The sequence below is a fragment of the Desulfovibrio legallii genome, assembly GCF_900102485.1.
Classification (GTDB): domain Bacteria; phylum Desulfobacterota; class Desulfovibrionia; order Desulfovibrionales; family Desulfovibrionaceae; genus Desulfovibrio; species Desulfovibrio legallii_A.
In genome coordinates this window covers 1-19,379 of sequence record NZ_FNBX01000022.1, presented here as the reverse complement: position 1 = coordinate 19,379, position 19,379 = coordinate 1, and the positions used below count along the sequence as shown (strand labels likewise).

At 64.1% G+C, this 19,379-nt stretch carries 17 protein-coding genes; 10 read left to right on the top strand and 7 right to left on the bottom strand.

What is annotated here, in order from left to right; translation table 11 throughout:
- The first annotated feature begins 136 nt into the window (after window positions 1–136).
- From dut to BLS55_RS10845, 7 genes are all read left to right on the top strand, one after another.
- Entirely contained in the window at window positions 137–562 is a 426-nt protein-coding gene (gene dut, locus BLS55_RS10875) for a dUTP diphosphatase (protein WP_257243232.1), read from the top strand.
- An 86-nt stretch (window positions 563–648) separates the two neighbouring features.
- The gene (locus BLS55_RS10870; protein WP_092155116.1) at window positions 649–1,845 is read left to right on the top strand and encodes an aspartate aminotransferase family protein; all 1,197 of its coding nucleotides are present in this window, start codon (window positions 649–651) and stop codon (window positions 1,843–1,845) included.
- Window positions 1,846–2,381: 536 nt separating this feature from the next.
- The gene (locus BLS55_RS10865; protein WP_257243229.1) at window positions 2,382–3,839 is read left to right on the top strand and encodes a circularly permuted type 2 ATP-grasp protein; all 1,458 of its coding nucleotides are present in this window, start codon (window positions 2,382–2,384) and stop codon (window positions 3,837–3,839) included.
- Entirely contained in the window at window positions 3,836–4,432 is a 597-nt protein-coding gene (locus BLS55_RS10860; RefSeq protein WP_143339556.1) for an alpha-E domain-containing protein, read from the top strand. Before BLS55_RS10865 ends, BLS55_RS10860 begins: the two co-directional genes overlap by 4 nt.
- Window positions 4,429–5,214 (top strand): transglutaminase family protein, encoded by a 786-nt coding sequence (locus tag BLS55_RS10855; RefSeq protein ID WP_092155110.1) that lies wholly within the window; start codon window positions 4,429–4,431, stop codon window positions 5,212–5,214. The genes BLS55_RS10860 and BLS55_RS10855 overlap by 4 nt, the downstream gene beginning before the upstream one ends.
- A 281-nt stretch (window positions 5,215–5,495) precedes the next feature.
- Window positions 5,496–6,239: a proteasome-type protease gene (locus BLS55_RS10850; RefSeq protein WP_092155108.1), complete on the top strand. Its 744-nt coding sequence runs from the start codon at window positions 5,496–5,498 to the stop codon at window positions 6,237–6,239.
- A gap of 241 nt (window positions 6,240–6,480) precedes the next feature.
- On the top strand, window positions 6,481–8,817 hold the full coding sequence (locus BLS55_RS10845; protein WP_092155106.1) for a sensor domain-containing diguanylate cyclase: 2,337 nt from the start codon (window positions 6,481–6,483) through the stop codon (window positions 8,815–8,817).
- Between the two features lie 312 nt (window positions 8,818–9,129).
- Here BLS55_RS10845 and BLS55_RS10840 read toward each other — a convergent pair whose 3' ends face one another.
- The 6 genes from BLS55_RS10840 to BLS55_RS10815 form a co-directional block, all read right to left on the bottom strand.
- Complete coding sequence (locus BLS55_RS10840; protein WP_092155104.1) at window positions 9,130–9,657, bottom strand: single-stranded DNA-binding protein; 528 nt, start codon at window positions 9,655–9,657, stop codon at window positions 9,130–9,132.
- 35 nt (window positions 9,658–9,692) lie between these two features.
- Entirely contained in the window at window positions 9,693–10,031 is a 339-nt protein-coding gene (locus BLS55_RS10835; RefSeq protein ID WP_092155102.1) for a hypothetical protein, read from the bottom strand.
- A 203-nt stretch (window positions 10,032–10,234) separates the two neighbouring features.
- The gene (locus tag BLS55_RS10830) at window positions 10,235–10,885 is read right to left on the bottom strand and encodes a biotin attachment protein (RefSeq protein WP_092155100.1); all 651 of its coding nucleotides are present in this window, start codon (window positions 10,883–10,885) and stop codon (window positions 10,235–10,237) included.
- Window positions 10,886–10,891: 6 nt separating this feature from the next.
- Window positions 10,892–13,144 carry an acetyl-CoA carboxylase carboxyl transferase subunit alpha/beta gene (locus BLS55_RS10825; RefSeq protein ID WP_092155099.1) on the bottom strand — a complete coding sequence of 751 codons (2,253 nt, stop codon included), beginning with the start codon at window positions 13,142–13,144 and terminating at the stop codon, window positions 10,892–10,894.
- Window positions 13,145–13,159: 15 nt separating this feature from the next.
- On the bottom strand, window positions 13,160–13,834 hold the full coding sequence (locus BLS55_RS10820; RefSeq protein WP_092155097.1) for a DUF1847 domain-containing protein: 675 nt from the start codon (window positions 13,832–13,834) through the stop codon (window positions 13,160–13,162).
- Between the two features lie 58 nt (window positions 13,835–13,892).
- Window positions 13,893–15,332 (bottom strand): ATP-binding protein, encoded by a 1,440-nt coding sequence (locus BLS55_RS10815; protein ID WP_257243228.1) that lies wholly within the window; start codon window positions 15,330–15,332, stop codon window positions 13,893–13,895.
- A gap of 265 nt (window positions 15,333–15,597) precedes the next feature.
- On the opposite strand from BLS55_RS10815, the gene BLS55_RS10810 reads away from it, so the two are divergent.
- Together BLS55_RS10810 and typA are read left to right on the top strand one after the other, a co-directional pair.
- Complete coding sequence (locus BLS55_RS10810; RefSeq protein ID WP_092155095.1) at window positions 15,598–16,482, top strand: purine-nucleoside phosphorylase; 885 nt, start codon at window positions 15,598–15,600, stop codon at window positions 16,480–16,482.
- Between the two features lie 59 nt (window positions 16,483–16,541).
- The gene (gene typA / locus BLS55_RS10805) at window positions 16,542–18,371 is read left to right on the top strand and encodes a translational GTPase TypA (protein ID WP_092155093.1); all 1,830 of its coding nucleotides are present in this window, start codon (window positions 16,542–16,544) and stop codon (window positions 18,369–18,371) included.
- 277 nt (window positions 18,372–18,648) lie between these two features.
- Here the strand turns inward: typA and BLS55_RS10800 are convergent, their stop codons facing one another.
- A complete protein-coding gene (locus BLS55_RS10800) occupies window positions 18,649–19,086 on the bottom strand; it encodes a hypothetical protein (protein WP_180365460.1) in 438 nt (145 codons plus the stop codon).
- A gap of 80 nt (window positions 19,087–19,166) precedes the next feature.
- Here BLS55_RS10800 and BLS55_RS10795 point away from each other — a divergent pair.
- On the top strand, window positions 19,167–19,379 hold a 213-nt coding region (locus BLS55_RS10795; protein WP_180365459.1), incomplete at its 3' end, for a transposase.

Sequence of the window (19,379 nt, the reverse complement as noted above, 5' to 3'; positions counted from 1 at the left end):
GCACTCCCCGCTTGCCCCCGGAAGCATCCTGCGCTACTACACGGGCATGCATACGCCCCACCCCGCCCCTGAGCCCCTTGTCCCCACAGCCGCCTTTGAGGTGGACGTGGCCTTTGTGCGCCCCGCCGCGCGGGAAATGTACGTTCCCGCACCCGCAACCTGCCTTGCGCCGGCCACGGCCCAGGCCGTGGGCCTGGACCTGCGCGCCTGCCTGGAGGCGGACGAGGCCGTGGTGCAGCCCGGCGCGCGCCTTCTGACGCCCACGGGCCTGAGCGTGCAGCCGCGCGACGCCAACGTGGCGGGCTTTATCTATTCCCGCAGCGGCCTCGGCGCGCGCGACGGCCTCACCGTGGCCCAGGGCGTGGGCGTCATCGACCCGGACTATACCGGGGAAATCCTGGTCTACCTCCTGAACACGTCAGAAAAGCCGCTGCGCGTCCGACGCGGCGACCGCGTGGCCCAACTCATTTTTCAGCCCGTGGCGCGCCCCTGCTGGCGCGAAGTCCCGTCCCTGGCCCCCACGGCCCGGGGCGCGGGCGGCTTCGGGCACACAGGCCGCTGATCCGGCCCCACTCTGCGCCGCGCCGCGCGTGCCGTGGCGACGGTTTTTCATCAACTCATTGCTATCCTTACAGAAGGAGCACAGCCATGTCACAAGCCTTTGCCGCCGTCAAAGCCGAGGAAGAGCACCTGCTCTGCCGTTCGTACAGCCGTTATCCCCTGGCTGTGGTCCGAGGCAAAGGCGCGCGACTCTGGGATGTGGACGGCAAGGAATACATCGACCTCCTGGCGGGCATCGCCGTGACGGCCCTTGGCCACTGCAACGACGAGATCTGCGCCGCCCTGGAACAGCAGGCCCACAAGCTCTGGCATGTGAGCAACCTCTTTTATCAGGAGGAGCAGCTGGAGCTGGCCCGTCGGCTTTTGTCCACCAGCCACCACGGCAAGGCCTTTTTCTGCAACTCCGGGGCGGAGGCCAACGAAGCCTGCATCAAGCTGGCCCGTCGCTACATGCGCACGGTCAAAAAACGGGACGCCTACACCATTATTTCGCTGGGCGGCTGTTTCCACGGCCGCACCCTGGGCACCCTGGCGGCCACGGGGCGCGCAAACCTTAGCGAGGGCTTCACGCCCCTGCCCGAAGGTTTTGTGCAGGTTCCCACCGGCGACCTGGAAGCCCTGGAGGCCGCCATTACCCCCGCCACCGCCGCCGTGCTAGTGGAAGTGGTTCAGGGCGAAGGCGGCGTCGTGCCCCTGCCCGGAGACTATCTGCGCGGGGTGGAGGCCCTCTGCCGCCGGCACGACATCCTCTTTCTCTGCGATGAAGTGCAAGCCGGCATGTGCCGCACGGGCAAATTCTGGGCCTTCCAGAACTTCGGCCTCACCCCGGACGCCATCAGCGTGGCCAAATCCCTGGCCAACGGCCTGCCCATGGGGGCCATGCTGGCCACGGACGAAATGGCCAAAGGCTTCGGGCCCGGCAGCCACGCCACCACCTTCGGCGGCGGCGCACTGACCTCGGCCGTGGCGGCCAAGGTGGTGGAAATCATGCAGCGCGACCATCTGGCGGATCGGGCGGCCGCCCTGGGCGGCCGCCTGATGGGCAAGCTCCGGGCACTCCAGGCCGCCATGCCGGACAAAATCCGCGATGTGCGCGGCCTGGGCCTGATGATCGGCGTGGAGCTGACCGCCCCCGCCCAGGGCCTGTGGGAGGAGCTGCTGCGCCGGGGCATCATCTGCAACCTGAGCCACGGCGTCACCTTGCGCCTGCTGCCGCCCCTGAACATCGCCGAGGCCGATCTGGACATTTTCGCCGCCGCCCTGGAAGACATCCTGCGCGGCTGACGGCCGCCCGACCCGCCGCTTTCCGGCGCACTATCCCCGCACGCGCGGCCCCGGCCCGCTGCGGGGATTTTTGCGTCCGCGCGCCGCGGCTGCGCATCCTGCCGCGCATCTGCGCCCCCACACCGATTGCAGCCGCCGCCCCAGGCCCCCGCACCGATTGCAGCCGATTACCTTCGAGAATATGCCTTCGCAACAGTTACGACACGCGCGTTCCGGCGCTTACCAGCCAAATAGCTTCCGCTTACGCCTGCATGGCGGCGGCCTTTGCCGCGTTCCCACGGCCGCGGCGCTCTGGGCAATCACCCTTGCAATGCAAAATTGTTTTATTCCGGTCAAATAATACAATTTTATACCACATGTATTTTCTATCTATCAATAATTATTAAATTTATATTTGGCACTGCCTTTGCTTCCCTTACAGTGTGTTGGGCTTTAGCGCCGGGAGCTTGCGGTCTTTTGGCCGCCGGGGCCCCGCCCGCCGGGGCCTGCGTGCCCCGCCCAAGCCGACGCACGCCGCTGTAAGGATGGACCTGAACGTGAATACCACCGTGCCATATGACGAAATGTACGCCCCGGACGGCAGCGTGCGCCCTTCCTACGCCGCCGTGGCGACCTGGCTGGAACGCAACGGGCCGGACAAGCTGGAGACGCTTAACCAACAGGCGCTGGCCATGTTCTACCGCAAAGGGGTGACCTTTACGGTTTACAGCGACGCCAGCAATACGGAGCGGGTCATCCCTTTTGACATCATCCCGCGCATTATCACGGAAGAGGCCTGGCGCATTCTGGAGGCGGGCTGCGCCCAGCGCATCCGGGCCCTCAACGCTTTTCTGGACGACGTCTATCACAAAGGCGCCATCATCCGCGCCGGGGTGGTGCCGCAGGAACAGATTATCGCCAATACCGGCTACGAGCCGTGGATGCTGGGCATCCGCCTGCCGCAGCCCATCTACGCCCACATCGGCGGCATCGATATCGTGCGCCACGGCGACGGCGACTATTATGTGCTGGAGGACAACCTGCGCACGCCCTCAGGCGTCTCCTACATGATTGAAAGCCGCGCCGTGAGCGCCTGCCTGCTGGAGGGCGTGCTGGACGCGGACGCCGTGCTGCCCGTGGACGACTACCCCGCCCTGCTGCGGCAAAGCCTGGCCGAGTGCAGCGGCAAGGACGATCCCTACATGGTGGTGCTCACGCCAGGGCGCTACAACAGCGCCTACTACGAGCACGCTTTTCTGGCGCGCTCCATGGGCGTGCCCCTGGTGCACGGCTACGACCTGTTTGTGGAAAACAACACAGTCTATGTGCGCACGGTCTGCGGCAGGCAGAAGGTGGACATCATCTACCGCCGCCTGGACGACGCCTTTCTGGACCCCCTCGCCTTCCGCCCGGATTCCGTCCTGGGCGTGCCGGGCCTTATGGCGGCCTACCGCGCGGGCAACGTCATGCTGGCCAACGCGCCGGGCACGGGCGTGGCCGACGATAAATCCATCTACCCTTATGTGGGCGAGATGATCCGCTTTTATCTGGATGAAAAGCCCATCCTGCACAACGTGCCCACCTGGATGTGCCGCAAAAAGGACGACCTCGCCTATGTGCTGGAGCACCTGGGTGAGCTGGTGGTCAAGGAAACCCAGGGCTCCGGCGGCTACGGCATGCTGGTGGGGCCGCGTTCCACCAGGGCGGAGATCGCCGCCTACCGGGAGCGCATCCTGGCCGCGCCGCGCAATTTCATCGCCCAGCCCACCCTGGCCCTTTCCACCTGCCCCACCTGCGTGGAGGAAGGCATCGCCCCCCGGCACATCGACCTGCGGCCCTTTGTGCTCACCAGCCCCCAAAAGGTGCGTCTTTCGGCCGGGGGCCTCACCCGCGTGGCCCTGCGCGAAGGTTCGCTGGTGGTCAATTCCTCCCAGGGCGGCGGGGTCAAGGATACCTGGGTGCTGCGCCCCCAGGGCGCGCCCCGCAACTTACAGACCGGAACGGAGGGCGCGTGATGACCCTGCTGCTTTCCACCGCCGGCGATCTCTACTGGCTTGGCCGCTACATGCAGCGCACAGAGCGCCTCTACGGCCGCTTTTTCGGCCCCCAGGCCGTCAATGCGGCCGCCTGCGTCCGGGCCATGGGTCTGCGCGCGGACCCGGCCGACCTGGACGAAACCATGCGCGCCAAGGAGCTGTCGGCCCTGTTTGAGCGCGTTAACGACAACGTGCAGACCGTGCGCGGCGTTATCGACCAGGACGCCTACGACCTGTTCAACACGGTCAACCGGCTGCGCCAGGCGGGCAGCCAGCGGGCGGCCTGCTTTCAGCTGCAGGCCTGCCAGCGGGCCATGCAGTCCCAGGAGCCGCTGGTGAGCCTTTTCTGGCAGCTGGGCGACGCGGTGGAAACCCTGGACAACCATATCCGCTTCGGCGACAGCCACGCCGGGCAATTCCGGCAACTGGCCATGGCGACCACGGGCCTGCCTTCGGGCACGGCCTGGGATCAGCTGAAACAGCCCGCCCAGGCCATGGTCTTTACCCTGGACGTACAGCTGTTTTACCGCTGGCTTGACCGGCTCAACGAACTTTTTGAGGATGGCGTATGAAAATCAAGGTGACCCACGAGACCTGCTATGCCTATGACAGCCCCACCAAACGCAGCATCCAGCTTTTGCGGGTAACGCCCCTGAGCCTGGGGCGACAAAAAGTGCTTTCCTGGAGCCTCGCCCTGCCCCGCTGCGGCAGCGAGCTTTTTGACGGCTTCGGCAACTGCTGCACCCTGCTGAGCCTGCCGGAACCGCACGAGTGCCTGCGCATCAAAGCCCAGGGCGAGGTAGAACTGGAAGAAGACCTGGACTGGCTGGAGGACGACCGCCTGCCGCCAGGGCTGTTCCTGCGCGAAACGCCGCTCACGCGCTGCACCGGCCCCATCCGGGAAATGGCCGCGCGCCGCCTGGGCCGGGGCGTCAGCCGCAGGGCGCTGCAGGCCTTCAGCGCCGACATCCTGGCCCACATGCCCTACGCCAAGGGCCGCACGGGCGTCAGTACCTCGGCGGACGAGGCCTTTGCCCTGGGCGTTGGGGTCTGCCAGGACCACACCCACGTTTTCCTGGCCGGGGCGCGGGCCATGGGCGTGCCTGCGCGCTACGTTTCCGGGTATCTTTATACTGAGTCAGAGCAGCACCTGGCGAGCCATGCCTGGGCCGAAGCCTGGCTGGACGGCCGCTGGTACGTTTTTGACGTAAGCAACCAGCTGTTCGCCCCGGCCCGGCATGTGCAAATCGCCCTGGGCCTGGACTACAACGACGCCGCGCCCGTGCGGGGCATCCGCGTGGGGGGCGGGCACGAGCATATGGACTACCGCGTGCAGGTGGCGGCCCAGCAGTAATGCCTGGCGCGGCCGCCAAGGCCCTTTCAGATCTGGTTACCTTTGCGCACAGGCATTCGCAAAGGTTACGACAGGCTCGTTCCGACGCTCACCAGCGCAAATACATTGCGCTCACGCCTGCACGGCGAGTGTCTGCTGGCCAGCCGCCACGGCATTGCAGGTTGCAATGCCGCAAGTTCAAAAGGCTCCGGGCCAACGGTTGCGGCGCGGCCGCCGGGGGCTTATACAGAACGGCATAGGCCCTTTGTTGCCGCAACCTGCAAGCCTCTCCGGGGAAGAGTATGAGTTATTGCGTCGGCATCCGCCTGAAAAGCGGGATGGTTCTGGCCAGCGACACGCGCACCAACGCCGGGGTGGACCATATTTCCACCTTCAAAAAGATGTTCACCTTCGGCGCGGAGGGGGAACGGGTCATTTTTCTGCTTACGGCGGGCAACCTTGCCACCTCCCAGGCGGTAGTCAATCGCCTGCGGCGCGAACTGCGGCAGGACGACCGCCAGCACCTGGGCAACATCCCCAGCCTCTCCGAAGCGGCGGAAATGGTGGGCCGCTACGCCACTGAAGTAGCCTACCAGACCAAGCAGATGGCCACCATGGTGCAGGAGGGCGGCGGCTTCGGCAGCACCTTTTTGCTGGGCGGGCAGATCAAGGGGCACGGCATGCGCCTCTATCTTATCTACAACGAGGGCAACAGCATCTACGCCACCCGTGACACGCCGTTCTTTCAAATCGGCGAAAGCAAATACGGCAAACCCATTCTTGACCGGGCCATCAATTACGAAAGCAACCTGGACGACGCTGTGCGGGCCACGCTGGTCTCCTTCGATTCCACCATCCGCTCCAACCTTTCCGTGGGCTTTCCCATAGACCTCATGGTCTACAAGGCCGACAGCCTGACCTTGCCCGCGGGCAGGCGCATTACGGAAACGGACCCCTACTTCTACAGCATCCGCAGCCAATGGTCGCAGGGCCTGCTGGCAATCCTGCGGGGTTTTGACACGCCGCCGCCGGACTACATGGGCTGAAGCCCCCGCCGCATCCGAATCCTGGGGAACCCCTGAGACCGCGACAACGTGCCCCCGGAACACCTGCCCCCCGCCGCATCCGAATCCTGGGGAACCCTTGAGACCTATAGATCTCATTTCGGCGTTTTCCAAGGGTCTCACAGAATTCCGTACCCTAAAAATATCTTTCAAGCCGGGTCCAGAGCTTCCCTTTGTCCGGCAAAGATATTAGTCTGCCCTTACCCAACACTCGGATGTGCGTATGTCCAAGCCCGTTACCGTCATCGCCTTGGCGCTTTTTTTGCCGGCACTGTTCCTGGTGCTGCTTTTTTTTGTACATGACTATGCGGACCAGACCAACCAGAACCTCAGCCAGAGCATGGTTACCCGGCTGCAGGAGATACACCAGCGCCATACCAACAGCTTGGAACGGACCGCCGCCGCACAGCTGGCGGAACTAAAAAGCGCGGCCGCAGTGCTGGACGACAAAACGCCGGGAGAAGCCGCCAGCATGGTCACCACTCTGGCCCCCATGCTGCGGGCGCAAGGGCTGCGCTGTTACAGCCTGACGGATCTGGACGGCAAGGGAACGGATTGCAATGGCAACCCGGTGGACCACAGCCATACGCCGGCCTTTTTGCGGGCCCGCGCGGGCGCGGCAGGCTTCAGCATGCGGGAAACCAGCCCGCAGGATCGATGTCTGATCATGGCTGCGCCGGTATGGCGCAGCGGCCAGGTCGCGGCGGTGCTTGTGGGCGGCGTCAAACCGAACCGGGTGGAGCAAAGCCTGGAATCCATGGCCTTTGGCCGCAGCATCTACACCGTGGTGGTGGACGACAACGCGCAGGCCCTGTTCTGGACGCCCCCGCCGGAGAAACGCATGGAGGATCTGCTGCCCCTGTTCGGCCAGGAGGGGTTGCCGCCATCCCTGCGCGGCTTTTTGCAGCGACGGTTCAAGGCAGGCCTGCAAAACGCGGCTGTGCATTTTGCCGACCACGATTCCGGCCAACGCCTTTATCTTTACACCAGCCCGTTGCCGGACTTCGGCTGGCAGGTGGTTTCCCTCTTGCCGCAGCAAGTGGAAAAAGAGCTGGTGGCCCGGCAAAACGCCATCACCACCACCCTGATCTGGCGCATCATCCTGGTGGTTACGCTGCTGGCCGTGGCCTTGATGTACATGGTGCGGCGCGCGGCCCACAGGTTGCGCCTGCAGCAGGAGGATTACCGCTCCATCATTTCCAGCATTTCCGACGGGGTCATCAAGTTCGCCGGTCTGCACGGGCCCTTCCTGTTTCTCAGCCCCAATTTCTTAAAAATGCTCGGGTATTCCAGGGAAGAATTTCTGCACAATTTCGGCCACGACTTTGCCTCCACCATCTATGAGCACGATAGAGAAAGCGCCCTGAACACCATGGAACAGCAGCTGGAAAGCGGGCTGCACATTGATGCGGAATACCGCGTGCGGGCCAAAAGCGGGGCCCTCATCTGGATGTGCCACAAAGGCTCCCCGGTCAGCGTGGACCACGGCGCGCCCTACATCCAGAGCATCATCTTTGACGTGAGCCACAACAAAGAGGCCGCTCAGGCCAAACGCATTTCCGACGAGCGCTACCATTTCATTCTGGAGCAGCACGACATCATCATCTTTGAGCAGAACCTGGAATCAGGCCATTTTTCCTGTTCCGCCCAATGGCTGCAGACTTTCGGCCGCGTATTCAACATCCTGGAGCCGGATCCCCAGCACACCGGCATCCCCGTGCACGAGCAGGACCGGGAACGCCTGGCCGCCTTCCAGACGGCCGTGCGCCAACGCCCGCACCACGTCAAAATCGCCCTGGATCTGCGCCTCTACGACGCCGAGAGGCAAGCCCGCTGGTACCGCATTGAGGCCTCCAACCTGACCAATGCCCAGGACAAACCCATTTATGTTTTCGGCATTATTACGGATATTGACCAGCAAAAAGCCCTGGAATTTCAGCTCCGCTCCCAGGCCAACAGGGACAGCGCCACGGGCATGCGCAACAAAAAAGCTACGGAGCAGGCCGCCGCGCGGATGCTGGACATGCTTAACCAGCACGAAGACGCGCCGGGGGACGACGGCGGCAACGCCATGTTCATGATCGATTTTGACAACTTCAAAAGCGTCAACGACAGGCTGGGCCACGCGGCGGGCGACAAGGCCATCATTGAAATGGCCCGGATCATCAGCCGCAACTTCCGCAATACGGACATCGTGGGCCGGGTGGGCGGGGACGAATTCCTGGTCTTTTGCACTGCCAGGATGTCCAGGGAGCAGATCCGCCAGCGCGCCCAAAGGTTGGTCAGTCAGCTGCGCACGCAGTGCCGCGCCTCAGAGGCAAGCCTCTCCCTTACCGCCAGCCTGGGGGTGGCCTGTTATCCCCAGGACGGGCGGGACTTCGCCACGCTTTTCAACCATGCGGATATGGCCACCTATGCGGCCAAACGCCAGGGAAGAAACCGCTGCGTGTTTTATGGGGAGCTGACCGACCCAACGGATGTGGGCCAGGTGACCATGGAACCGGCGCACGAAGAAAAACGCATTCTGGGCACCCTGACAATCCCCGAAGAAACGGACTGACCGCCGCGACGCTGCGCGGGCGCGCCATAGTCGTCCTCATAGCCGCCGGGGCCGCCTTGGCCGCCGCGCAAACAAAGCCAAAGCCCACGGACGCTGCGCAGGGACGTCCGTGGACTTTGTATAACAATCACGCTGGTGGCGGCGTTCCGGCTCGCGAGCGCGCGGCTTGCCGCCCGCACGGCATTGCAACATTGGAATGCCCTGGCGACTGACGCCCGCTGTGGAAGCGTAAGCGCCCTGCATCTGCGCTGGTAAGCGCCGAAACGAGCGTGCGTAACCTTTGAGAAGGCATATTCTCAAAGGTAATCTGCGCTAAAAGGGCACATCGTCCATATTGGAGGCCTCGGAAGGGAAAGCCGGACCCAAGTCTTCTTCCGGCTGCCGGGGCTGCGGCTTGCCGCCGCCCTGCTGCCCACCGCGCGGGCCGCCGCCCTGGCCGCCGCGACGCTGCGCGGGCGCGCCATAGTCGTCCTCATAGCCGCCGGGGCCGCCCTGGCCGCCGCGCGGGCCTTCGCCCTTGCGGTCCAGAAACTGCACCCGCTGGGCCTTAATCTCGGTGGTATAACGGTCCTGGCCCTGCTGGTCCTGCCATTTGCGGGTCTGCAGGCTGCCCTCCACATAGACAAGGCTGCCCTTGGCAAGGTACGCGGCGCAGTTTTCCGCCTGGCGCTGGAACACCGAAACCCGGTGCCACTCGGTGCGCTCCACCTTGTTGCCGTCACGGTCGGTATAGGATTCGTCCGTAGCCACGTTCAAGGAAGCCACAGGAGCGCCGCTCTGCGTGTAGCGCAGCTCCGGGTCGCGCCCCAGCCGGCCGATGATCATTACTTTGTTCAGCATGGAGTATTCTCCGTTAGGTTGCGTTGGGCCGTGCGTCAGGCCACAAAGGCCTGTTCCAGGCTGTCCAGCACGTCTTCCAGCTTGTCGCTCAGGGCGTTGGCCTCACGGGGTTGCCAATCGGCCAGGGCGGCCTCCAGCGCGGTCTTGATGCGGGCCGCCTCGCGGATGCCGGGGCCCAGGGCCGCGCGCCGGGCTTCGGACCAGGGCAGAAACTGCAGGCCCTCGTCCAGGGCGCGCACCATTTCCAGCACGCCGTGCTTTTCGTGTTTGATGGGCACGCTGAAAGCCAGCTCGGTCAGCTGCGGCCAAAGCTGCTCCAGCAGGTCTTCGTTCCAGGTCACGGCTGTGACGCGAATCTGCAGGGCCTTACCCATACGCCCTCCTCAAAAAAACCGGCTCCGGGCGCGGGCCGAAGCCCGCCCAAAGCGCAACGGATTTTCAGCTCATTGGGGTTTGCGAATGCGCCTTCGCGCAGGCTGGCAGGCCCTCCCGCCCAGCGTCGCAGGGCCTCGCCGTGCGCCTTTGCGGCGGCGTGCGCCTGTGCGCCGCCAGGACAGCGAGCGCTGCGGGGCCTCGACTATTCCGTTTCAGACCATTCCGTGCGCACGCGCATGACCACTTCCTGAATGGCGGACAACTGGTCCTTGGGGCAGACGCCGATAAGCGGCGCGCCGACGTCCATATTCTCGTTGTATTTAAAGTAAACGGCGTAGATGACGCCGTCCGGCCCCGTGTAGTTGAGGGGCACTTCCCGCTTCATGCGCGACATGATCAGAATTTCCATACCGTCGCGCACCGCCACGGACTGGGCGTCCGCCGCGCGGATTTTTTTGTCCACCTCAGGCGTGAAGTAGTATTTGGCGCGCTCCGGCGCAAGGAAGAGGTGCAGGGCTTTTTGCAGAATGATGTGCTCCACCTCGGCGCGGGTGAGCTTGTGCCGCAGCACGGCCAAAGGCGTGCCCGCCTCCACAAAGGCCCCTTCCAGCTCCGTATGAATGCGGCTGACCTCGCCTTTTTCCGGGGCGCAGATGGGCTTGGGGTTGTGTTCGCGCTCCAGGGTGGCCACGAGGGTGCCGGGTTTTTCCTTCCAGAGGCCTTGCGGCCCCAGGGCCGTTTCCCCCTGGTGCAGCCCGGCGAAGGTCACGCGCCCCGTGTGGGGGGTGCTGATGACGATTTCGCGGTAGGGCGCGGCCTTGATTTCGTCCAGCAGTGCGGAGATGTTGATCATAACGTCCTAGCGATAATACAGGTTCCGCCCGCCGATGGTGAGCAGGGCCTGTTTGAGGTTGGCGCGAATCTGCCGCCGGTCCCAGATGGCCTGAATGTGCCCGCGCGAGAGGGCCCGGTAGGAGCGGTGGTACTTGGGCGGCACGTCCATGCCCGTGGTTTCTTTAATGACGCCCGGCCCGGCAAAGCCGATGTTGGACGAGCGCACGGCAAACTGGTAGGGCGAGCAGCCAAGAAAGCTGGCCACCGGCCCGGCAAAGGAATTGGTGTCGTAGAGCACCATGTACAGCCCGCCGGATTCAATGTAGCGGCGCACGGCCACGGTGCAGCGCGGCATCTGGATGACGCCGTGGGTGCCCTCCTGGATGCGGATGCCGGCGGTGCCGTGCACATAGGCCAGGAAGGGGTAGCGCTTTTTGGCGGCGCGCTGGGCGGCCTCCACAAACTTATAGCCTTCGGCCGCGCCCACGGAGCCGCCGCGGAAGGTGCCCATGAGCATGGCCACCACCATCTTGATGTTGTCGATGCGGGCCTCAAAGGTCATGCAGCCGCTCTTGGCCCCGGTCTTCTTTTGGGCGGCGGCGATGCGCTCCCCGAAGCCGGGAAAGTCCAGGGGGTTGCCCGCCTCAATTTCGCTGTTAAATTCAAACACCGAGCCGAGGTCAAAGACGTTTTTCACATACCATTCCGGCTCCATGGGGAAGTGGTAGCCGCAGTGGCTGCACACGCCGGCAAATTCGGCAAAAAGGTCCGGCCCCCAGAGGTCCAGGCAGCCGTAAGAGGCGCTGTTGGGGCAGGTTACGGCGCGGTCGATCTTGTAGCGGGGCGAGATGTAGTTCCACTTGCTGCGGCGGCCGTCGTCCGACCAGGTGGAAAGGGCCGTCAGCTCCTTGGCCTTGTTATCTGGCCGGGCGCTGGGCAGCTTGCGGGTGAGCCGACGCCAAGGGGCCAGCAGCCTGCCCTTGAATACCTCCCACTCGTTGCCCATCTCTTCCACAAAGGTGCGTATCTGCCGCTGGTGCTTGCGGTAGAAATCGTACTTGAAGCTGATCCAGGGTTTGGAGATCCAGTCCCAGGAGGCGGCGGCCATCTTGGTGAGGAAGGGGCGGCGGTCGCGCGCGGCCTGGCGCGAGAGCCGCAGAAACTTCTGCTGCCGCTTTGCGCGCAGGCGGTCCTTGGCCGCGGAGGAAAGCCCCCAGCGGGTGTACATGTCGTCCAGATTGGCGTCGGGCCGCCGCACGCGCGAAAGCGCCAGGCGCTTGAGCACAGGCATCTTGCGGGTGGAAATGACCACCTCGTCCGTGGCGCGCAGCACTTCCTGCCTGAGCTGACGGAAAAAGTCGAAATGCCAGGGCCGCGCCCCCAAGGGGGGCTCCTGCACAATGCGGTCGATATAGCCGAACTTCAGGTTGTCCTGCGCCGTAATTTTGAGGTGCTCCGCGCAGTGCTCAATAAGCTCCGGCGTGGCGCGCTGCCCGGCCTTGAGGCGGCCCTCAATGGCGGCGGCCCCTTCGGGCGAAATGACGGAATAGTAGCCGTGGGAGAGCATAAGCCGCTTGTCCGCCAGGCCGATGGCCTCGGCCCCGCCGGAGCCGCCTTCGGAAATAACCGTAACGACCGGCACCCGCAGGCCCGCCATGCTGTAAATATTGCGGGCGATCTGCTGGGCCGCGCCGGGGTAGTCCTCAAGGGGATAGGAACCGGGCGTAAAAATATAGGTATGGATGGGGATGCCCTCGGTTTCAGCCACGCGCATATACTGCTGCGCCTTGGCGTTGCCCCAGGGCTTTACCGAACCGCCGTTGCGAAACTCCGCCCCGTGGCCCTTCTCCTGCCCGATGACCATGACCGACTGGGTGTAGGTCTTTTTGCCGCGCCGGCGGGTGATGACGGCGCGGGCAATGAGCATGCTGGGGTCCAGGCTGTGCTCGTCCTGGCCGCCCACTTCCGTGAAGTTGTCGTAGACGTTTTCCAGGATGTCCCGCAGGCAGATGCGCTGCGGGTGGCGCACAATGCGCACCCGGTCCATGGGCGTGATGCCGGCGTCAAGACGGCGCTCCACATAGCCAAAAAGATCCTCCACCGTGGCCAGTTCGGCAAAAGGGTCTTCCAGCTGCCCGGCACGGGCGCGGCTTGCGAAGGCTGCGAGCTTTTCTTCCAGCAGCTGGGCGTTGTCCTTGTGCTTGCCGGCGAAGATATCCACCAGATAGGCGAGCCTGTCGCGCAGATTCTGAATATGTTTTTCTATCGTATTGTCCATAATGGGTACGGCCAGCTACACTGGTTTTTTGAGATAGGCGAAATAGCCGGAATACAGGGCGGCCAGGGGATTGTGCCCAAGCATGCGGTCCTTGACGGCCAGTACGGTGGTCGGGGCCTTGAGCTGCCGCAGGGCCAGGGTATCGTGCCCCACGCAAAGGCCCAGCAGTACGTTGAGCTCCACCTGGGCTTCGTTCATGAGTCGGGCCTGAAGCAAGGGGTTGCACATGCTTTCGGGGTTCCGGGGGCACAAGAGCTGCCCTTCCGCAAGCCCCAGGCGCGTTTTGGGGATGCGCCCCACCTTGCAGACGGCCGAAACCACCTCCAGACCGTGGGCCTCAAAGATCAAGGCCGTTTCCTTAGCCTCGGCGCGCAGGCCGATGCAGAAAACAAGCCCCAGCCGCCGGTAGTCCATGGCCTTGGCAAAGGCCACAATTTCCAGAATGCGCGGCCGACAGGGCAGGCGCATGCCGTCGGGGCGCAGGGCATAGCTTTCGCGCTCCACAATGGCCGCTTCACGGGCCATGCGCCGGACTTCCGGCTGTTCGTAGTCCGCCAGGCAGGCTTCCGCCTGGGCGGCGCAGAGGGCCGTGGGGCAATCCGGCGGGTGCTTGCCGTCCGGGGTCATGCACAGCCGCTCTTCTCGCCTGAACGGACAGGCGGCGCAATGCGGCGGGGTAAGGCTGCTCATGGACGGAGACTCCTTAGGATAATGGCCGCAACACTTCTGCGCCATGGTGACGGCGCCGTCAGAAACGCAGGATGCGCTCCGTATGGGCCGTCAGGAAGCCCACGTTGGACTTGAGGGCCTCGCCCGCGCCATTGTGCCCCTCCAGCCTGAGATCGCCCAAAAATTCCAGCCCACGGGCCTTGGCTTCCTCCAGGTCTTGGCCCCAGACAATGGCCAGGGCCAAGTTGGGGTCAAATTCCGTAGGAATTTCATAGGGCTCCGTGCTGGGCACATGGGTCAGCACCGTCAGCCAGGGCTGATCGCGCCAGGCAAACTTCTCAATGCGCCCCACCCAGGGGGTGAAGTTGTTGTCCGGGTCTTCAGCGATCAGACGGTATTCTATGCCCACGCCTTCAAAGCTGATGTCCGCCTGGGCATAGCCCAGGGCTTCGCCCAGCCCGATGCGGATCTGCTCGGCAATGAGGTCCACGTCCCCCTGCCCTTTAACCTTGGAGATGCGCGCCGAAACGCCGTTTTCCACCTGGATGCGGGTATTCACTTCCATAAGGAAAGGCTCGCCCTGGCGGGTGACGATCCACTCCCAGGTGCCCACGTTGTCGTAGCCCACCTTGCGGGCCATGGTCAGGGAGTAGTCCACAATGTCGTGCAGCACCTTGGTGGCGTCAAAAGTATATTCCAGGGTTTCCGGCGCAAAGCCGGGGGCCACCTCAATGCGCTTCTGCCTTCCCGTGGACTGGATGGAGCAGTTGCGCGTGCCGAAATGCACGGGGTTCGCGCCGCTGCGGTCAGAAACCACCTGCACTTCCAGGTGGTTGAAATCAGTGATGCGCTGCTCAATGAGCACGCCTTCGTCCTTGAACTGCCTGAGGGCGTAGCTGCGCACCCGCCGGAACACGGAGCGGAACTGGTCCGGATCGTACACTTCTTCAATGCCCATGCCGCCGCCGCCCGCTGAGGCCTTGACCAGCACCAGCGGACGCTTGATGCCCTGCTGCGCCTGGAACTCAAAGACGCTTTTGGCAATGCGCTCGGCTTCCATTTCGTCGTAAATGGGCCTGTCCGATCCGGGCACCGTGGGCACGCCCAGGCTGCGGGCCAGGCGCTTGGTGTTGATTTTGTCCCCCAGCTCGCGGATGATCTTCCACGAAGGGCCGATGAAAATCATCTTGCGGTCGCGTTTGGCCACGCGCCGGGCAAAGCGGAAGTCCTCGGCAAAAAAACCGTAGCCGGGATGCACGGCGGTGCAGCCCGCATCATCGGCCACGGCCATCAGCTCATTGGCGTCGTGGTAGGAGGCCACGCGGTAGAGGCTTTTTTCGCCTCCGATCTCCTGGGCCAGGCGCACATGGCCCGATGCCGCGTCCTCCGCTGTGTACACGGCGGCAAAGGCCAGGCCCAGCTTGCGGCAGGCCCGCATGATGCGCATGGCTATTTCACCCCGGTTGGCCACCAGGACTTTGTGGTTTTGCAAGGCAGAGCCTTCCTGAAGGGTATCCAAGCCGTATCTCCTGTAAAAAATCCGCGCCGGGCGGCGCTCAGTGGCGGTTGCTCCGGCCGACGGCGCGCCGCCGGGCCGGGGCGCATGCGTCGCCGGCCCTTGTGGGACGGGGCCGGGCGGGCTATACATACGCTGCAGCGGCACAATATAGCCGCTTTCAGCAAGAAAATCCACTGGCGCGGGCTGGTCCCCGCGCAAAACCCGCGCCGCGGCCGGGGCCGCGCGGCGTGCCGCACGGGTAGGGCCCCTGAGGGAGGATAATTTTATGCAAAATCCGCAGGAAGTCCAGCGCGCTGCCGCCGAGCTGACCAAGCGCCTGTCGGCCGGGCTGTCCGCACCGGCCCTTCCCGCGCCCTCGGGCGCGGACGAACCCGTGGGCATTGTCCTGGGCACAGGCCTTTCCGGCCTGGCGGACAAAATGGCCGACGCCCGCGCCGTCCCTTACGACGCGCTGCCGGGCTTTCCCCCGTCCAGCGTGGCCTCGCACAGCGGGGCCTTCCTCTGCGGGCGCTTCCCCGCCCGCTGCGGCGAGGACGAGGGCCTGGGGCGGGCGGTCATCATCCAGCAGGGGCGCTGCCATCTTTATGAAGGCCGCAGCCCGGCGGAAGTCTGTATGGGGGTGCGGGTCATGGCTGGCCTGGGCGTGCGCACCCTTATCGTCACCAACGCCGCCGGGGCCCTCAACCCCAATTTCGACGCCGGTTCCATCATGTGCATGACAGACATGATCAACCACACCGGGGTTTCGCCGCTTACGGGCCTCAACTGCGACGCCTGGGGGCCACGCTTTCCCGACATGAGCGAGCCTTTTGACCCGCAGCTGCGGGATCTGGCCGTGGAAACCGCCTGCAAAATGGGCATCCGGCTGGAGCGCGGCGTCTACATCGGCGTGCACGGCCCGGAAATGGAAACCCCGGCGGAAACGCGCCTTTACCGCCAGTGGGGGGCCGACGCCGTAGGCATGAGCACCGTGCTGGAGGTCATTGCCGCCCGCCACCTGGGGCTGCGGGTCCTGGGGCTTTCCTGCCTGACCAACAAAAACCGCCCCGACTGCATGGCCCCGGTATCGCTGGAAGAGGTCATTGCCGCGGCGCAGACCACGGGCAGGCAGCTGGGCCGCCTGATCCGGGCACTGGTGACAAAACTTTGAAAAATGCGTACAAGCGCGGCCTACACTATTTTTGCAGCGATCTATAGAGGCACCTTTTCATGCAGCACAATGAATATCTTCGCAACGTGGCCATCATCGCCCACGTGGACCACGGCAAGACCACTCTGGTGGATGCGCTTTTCAAGCAGGCGGGCGTCTTTCGCGCCGACCAGCAGGTGGACGAGCGCGTCATGGACAACATGGATCTGGAGCGCGAACGCGGCATTACCATTGCCGCTAAAAACTGCGCCGTCACCTGGCGCGGGGTCAAGATCAACATTATTGATACGCCCGGCCACGCCGACTTCGGCGGTGAGGTGGAGCGCTCCCTCTCCATGGCCACCGGGGCCATCCTGCTGGTGGACGCCTCCGAAGGGCCCCTGCCCCAGACCCGGTTCGTGCTGCGCAAAACCCTGGAAGCCGGCCTGCCCGTGGTGGTGGTCATCAACAAAATCGACCGCAAGGACGCCCGGCCCCAGGAAGTGCTCAACGAAATCTACGACCTCTTCATTGACCTGGACGCCAGCGAAGAGCAGCTGGAATTCCCCGTGCTCTACGCCATCGGCCGCACGGGCGTGGCCATGAACAATCTGGACGACGAGCAGCAGGATCTTACCCCCCTGTTTGAGGCCATTCTCAGCCACATCCCCGGCCCGGTGCACGACCCGGAGCAGCCCTTCCAGATGCTGGTGGCGGACCTGGACTACTCCGACTACCTGGGCCGCCTGGCCGTGGGCCGCATCATGCACGGCACCGTGCACGCCAAGGAGGCCCTGGCCTGCATCGGCGAAGACGGCCAGCCCCGGCCCCTGCGCGCCACCAAAATCCAGGTTTACGACGGCCTGCAGCTGGCCGAGGTGGAACAGGCCAACCCCGGCGACATCGTGGTTATGGCCGGCATTGAGGACGTAACCATCGGCGACACCATCTGCACCCGCGAGAATCCGCGCGCCCTGCCCCGCATCCGCGTGGACGAGCCCACCGTGGCCATGCGCTTCGGCATCAATACTTCCCCCCTGGCGGGGCGCGAAGGCAAAATTGTGCAGAGCCGCGCCATCCGCGACCGCCTGGTCAAGGAAACCCTGCGCAACGTGGCTATCCGCATGGAAGACACGACAGACAAGGACGCCTTTCTGGTCAAAGGGCGGGGCGAATTTCAGATGGCCATTCTGATTGAGACCATGCGCCGCGAGGGCTTTGAGCTCTCCGTGGGGCGGCCCCAGGTTATCCTGAAAAAAGACGAAACCGGCGCCACTCTGGAGCCGGTGGAACGCCTCTATGTGGACTGCGACGAAACTTTTATGGGCGTGGTGACGGATAAGCTGGCCCAGCGCAAGGGCCGTCTGCTCAACTGCGTCAACAACGGCACGGGCCGGGTGCGGCTGGAGTTTTCCGTGCCGTCGCGCGGGTTGATCGGCTACCGGGACGAATTTCTTACGGACACCAAGGGCACCGGCATCATGAATTCCTACCTGGAAGGCTATGACCGCTGGCGCGGCGACTTTCCCACCCGCTACACCGGTTCCATCGTGGCGGACAGGGCCGGCAGCGCCGTGGCCTACGCCCTGTTTAACCTGGAGCCGCGCGGCGTGCTCTTTGTGGAACCCAGCGACCCTGTCTATGAAGGCATGGTCGTGGGCGAGCACAACCGGGAAAACGACATCGACGTCAACGCCACCAAGGGGAAAAAGCTCACCAACCTGCGCGCCGCGGGCAAGGACGAAAACGTCATCCTCACGCCGGTGAAAAAAATGACCCTGGAGCACGCCCTGCACTTTGTGCGCGAGGACGAGCTGGTAGAGGTGACCCCGCAGTCCATCCGCCTGCGCAAGCTGGAGCTCTCCGCCCAGAAGCGCTACCAGATGGCCGGCAAAAAAGCCAAGGGATAACCCTGCCGGGGCCGTGCCCCCACAAACTTTTTTCGGGGGGCCGTGCGGCCCCCTTTTTTTATCCTGGCCGCGCCCGCGGCGTTGCCGGGAAGAAAGGGGGGGCGGGGCGTGGGGGGAGGAAACGTTTGGTCAGCTTGGCCCGTTACGACGGAGGAGCTTGGCCCGTTACGACGAAGGAAGTTACGGGCAAAGACAGCAGCGCTAGTTACGGGCAAAGACAGCAGCGCTCAAAAGTTTCCTTTTCCCCCACAAAAAACGCCCCCCCTCTCCCAACTTCTCAGCGCTTCTCCGGGGCCACGGGCAGCAGGGCTTTGTAGGGGCCGCGCATGCGGTAGACGAAGTCCGCGCGGGCGGCGTCGCCGCTGACCACAAGCATAAGCAGAAGTCTGGCGGCGGGGTCTTCTCTGGCCAGCCCCAGGCCTTTGACGCCCTCCTGGATGAAGGCGAACTCCCACTGCCCGTCGGCGCGGCGCACGGGTTCGTTGCCGCCCAGGCGACGGGCGTTGGCCCTGGCGGCCTGCTCGGCCTCGCCGGGCTGGGCCGGGCCCGCAATGATGAGGGCCGAGGCCTTGTGGTCTTTTTGTCCCAGCAGCACCTGCACCGCGCCCTGTAGTTTGACCGGGCCGTTGACCACCACCCAGTCGGGAGGCAGATCCAGGCTGTAATACTGCGTGGTCAGGGGGGCGGCCTGGATAACGTACGGTATTTTTCGCACATTTAAAAAATGGAAGTAGCCCGCCAAGTTGGTTAGGCTTTGGTTAAGCAAAACCACCCAAGCAACAAGGAGGGCTACGGATGAAAGGTATCAAGGAGCTTGAGAAAAAGAAAGTTCCGGTTATCGCAGTGGATGAGCAGGAATTACGGTCACATGTGTCCGAGGTTGTCCGGCAGAGCGTTGAAGAAACGCTGAACGGTCTGCTGGATGCCGAAGCGGAAGCATTGTGCCAGGCCAAGCGCTATGAACGCAATGCACAGCGGGCCAGCACTCGTGCTGGTTATTATGGGCGG

Bases quoted from the DNA above. Each gene is read 5' to 3' on its own strand.
- dut (WP_257243232.1), top strand. From the start codon at position 137: ATGTACGTTCCCGCACCCGCAACCTGCCTTGCGCCGGCCACGGCCCAG.
- BLS55_RS10870 (WP_092155116.1), top strand. From the start codon at position 649: ATGTCACAAGCCTTTGCCGCCGTCAAAGCCGAGGAAGAGCACCTGCTC.
- BLS55_RS10855 (WP_092155110.1), top strand. From the start codon at position 4,429: ATGAAAATCAAGGTGACCCACGAGACCTGCTATGCCTATGACAGCCCC.
- BLS55_RS10850 (WP_092155108.1), top strand. From the start codon at position 5,496: ATGAGTTATTGCGTCGGCATCCGCCTGAAAAGCGGGATGGTTCTGGCC.
- BLS55_RS10845 (WP_092155106.1), top strand. From the start codon at position 6,481: ATGTCCAAGCCCGTTACCGTCATCGCCTTGGCGCTTTTTTTGCCGGCA.
- BLS55_RS10840 (WP_092155104.1), bottom strand. From the start codon at position 9,657: ATGCTGAACAAAGTAATGATCATCGGCCGGCTGGGGCGCGACCCGGAG.
- BLS55_RS10835 (WP_092155102.1), bottom strand. From the start codon at position 10,031: ATGGGTAAGGCCCTGCAGATTCGCGTCACAGCCGTGACCTGGAACGAA.
- BLS55_RS10830 (WP_092155100.1), bottom strand. From the start codon at position 10,885: ATGATCAACATCTCCGCACTGCTGGACGAAATCAAGGCCGCGCCCTAC.
- BLS55_RS10825 (WP_092155099.1), bottom strand. From the start codon at position 13,144: ATGGACAATACGATAGAAAAACATATTCAGAATCTGCGCGACAGGCTC.
- BLS55_RS10820 (WP_092155097.1), bottom strand. From the start codon at position 13,834: ATGAGCAGCCTTACCCCGCCGCATTGCGCCGCCTGTCCGTTCAGGCGA.
- BLS55_RS10810 (WP_092155095.1), top strand. From the start codon at position 15,598: ATGCAAAATCCGCAGGAAGTCCAGCGCGCTGCCGCCGAGCTGACCAAG.
- typA (WP_092155093.1), top strand. From the start codon at position 16,542: ATGCAGCACAATGAATATCTTCGCAACGTGGCCATCATCGCCCACGTG.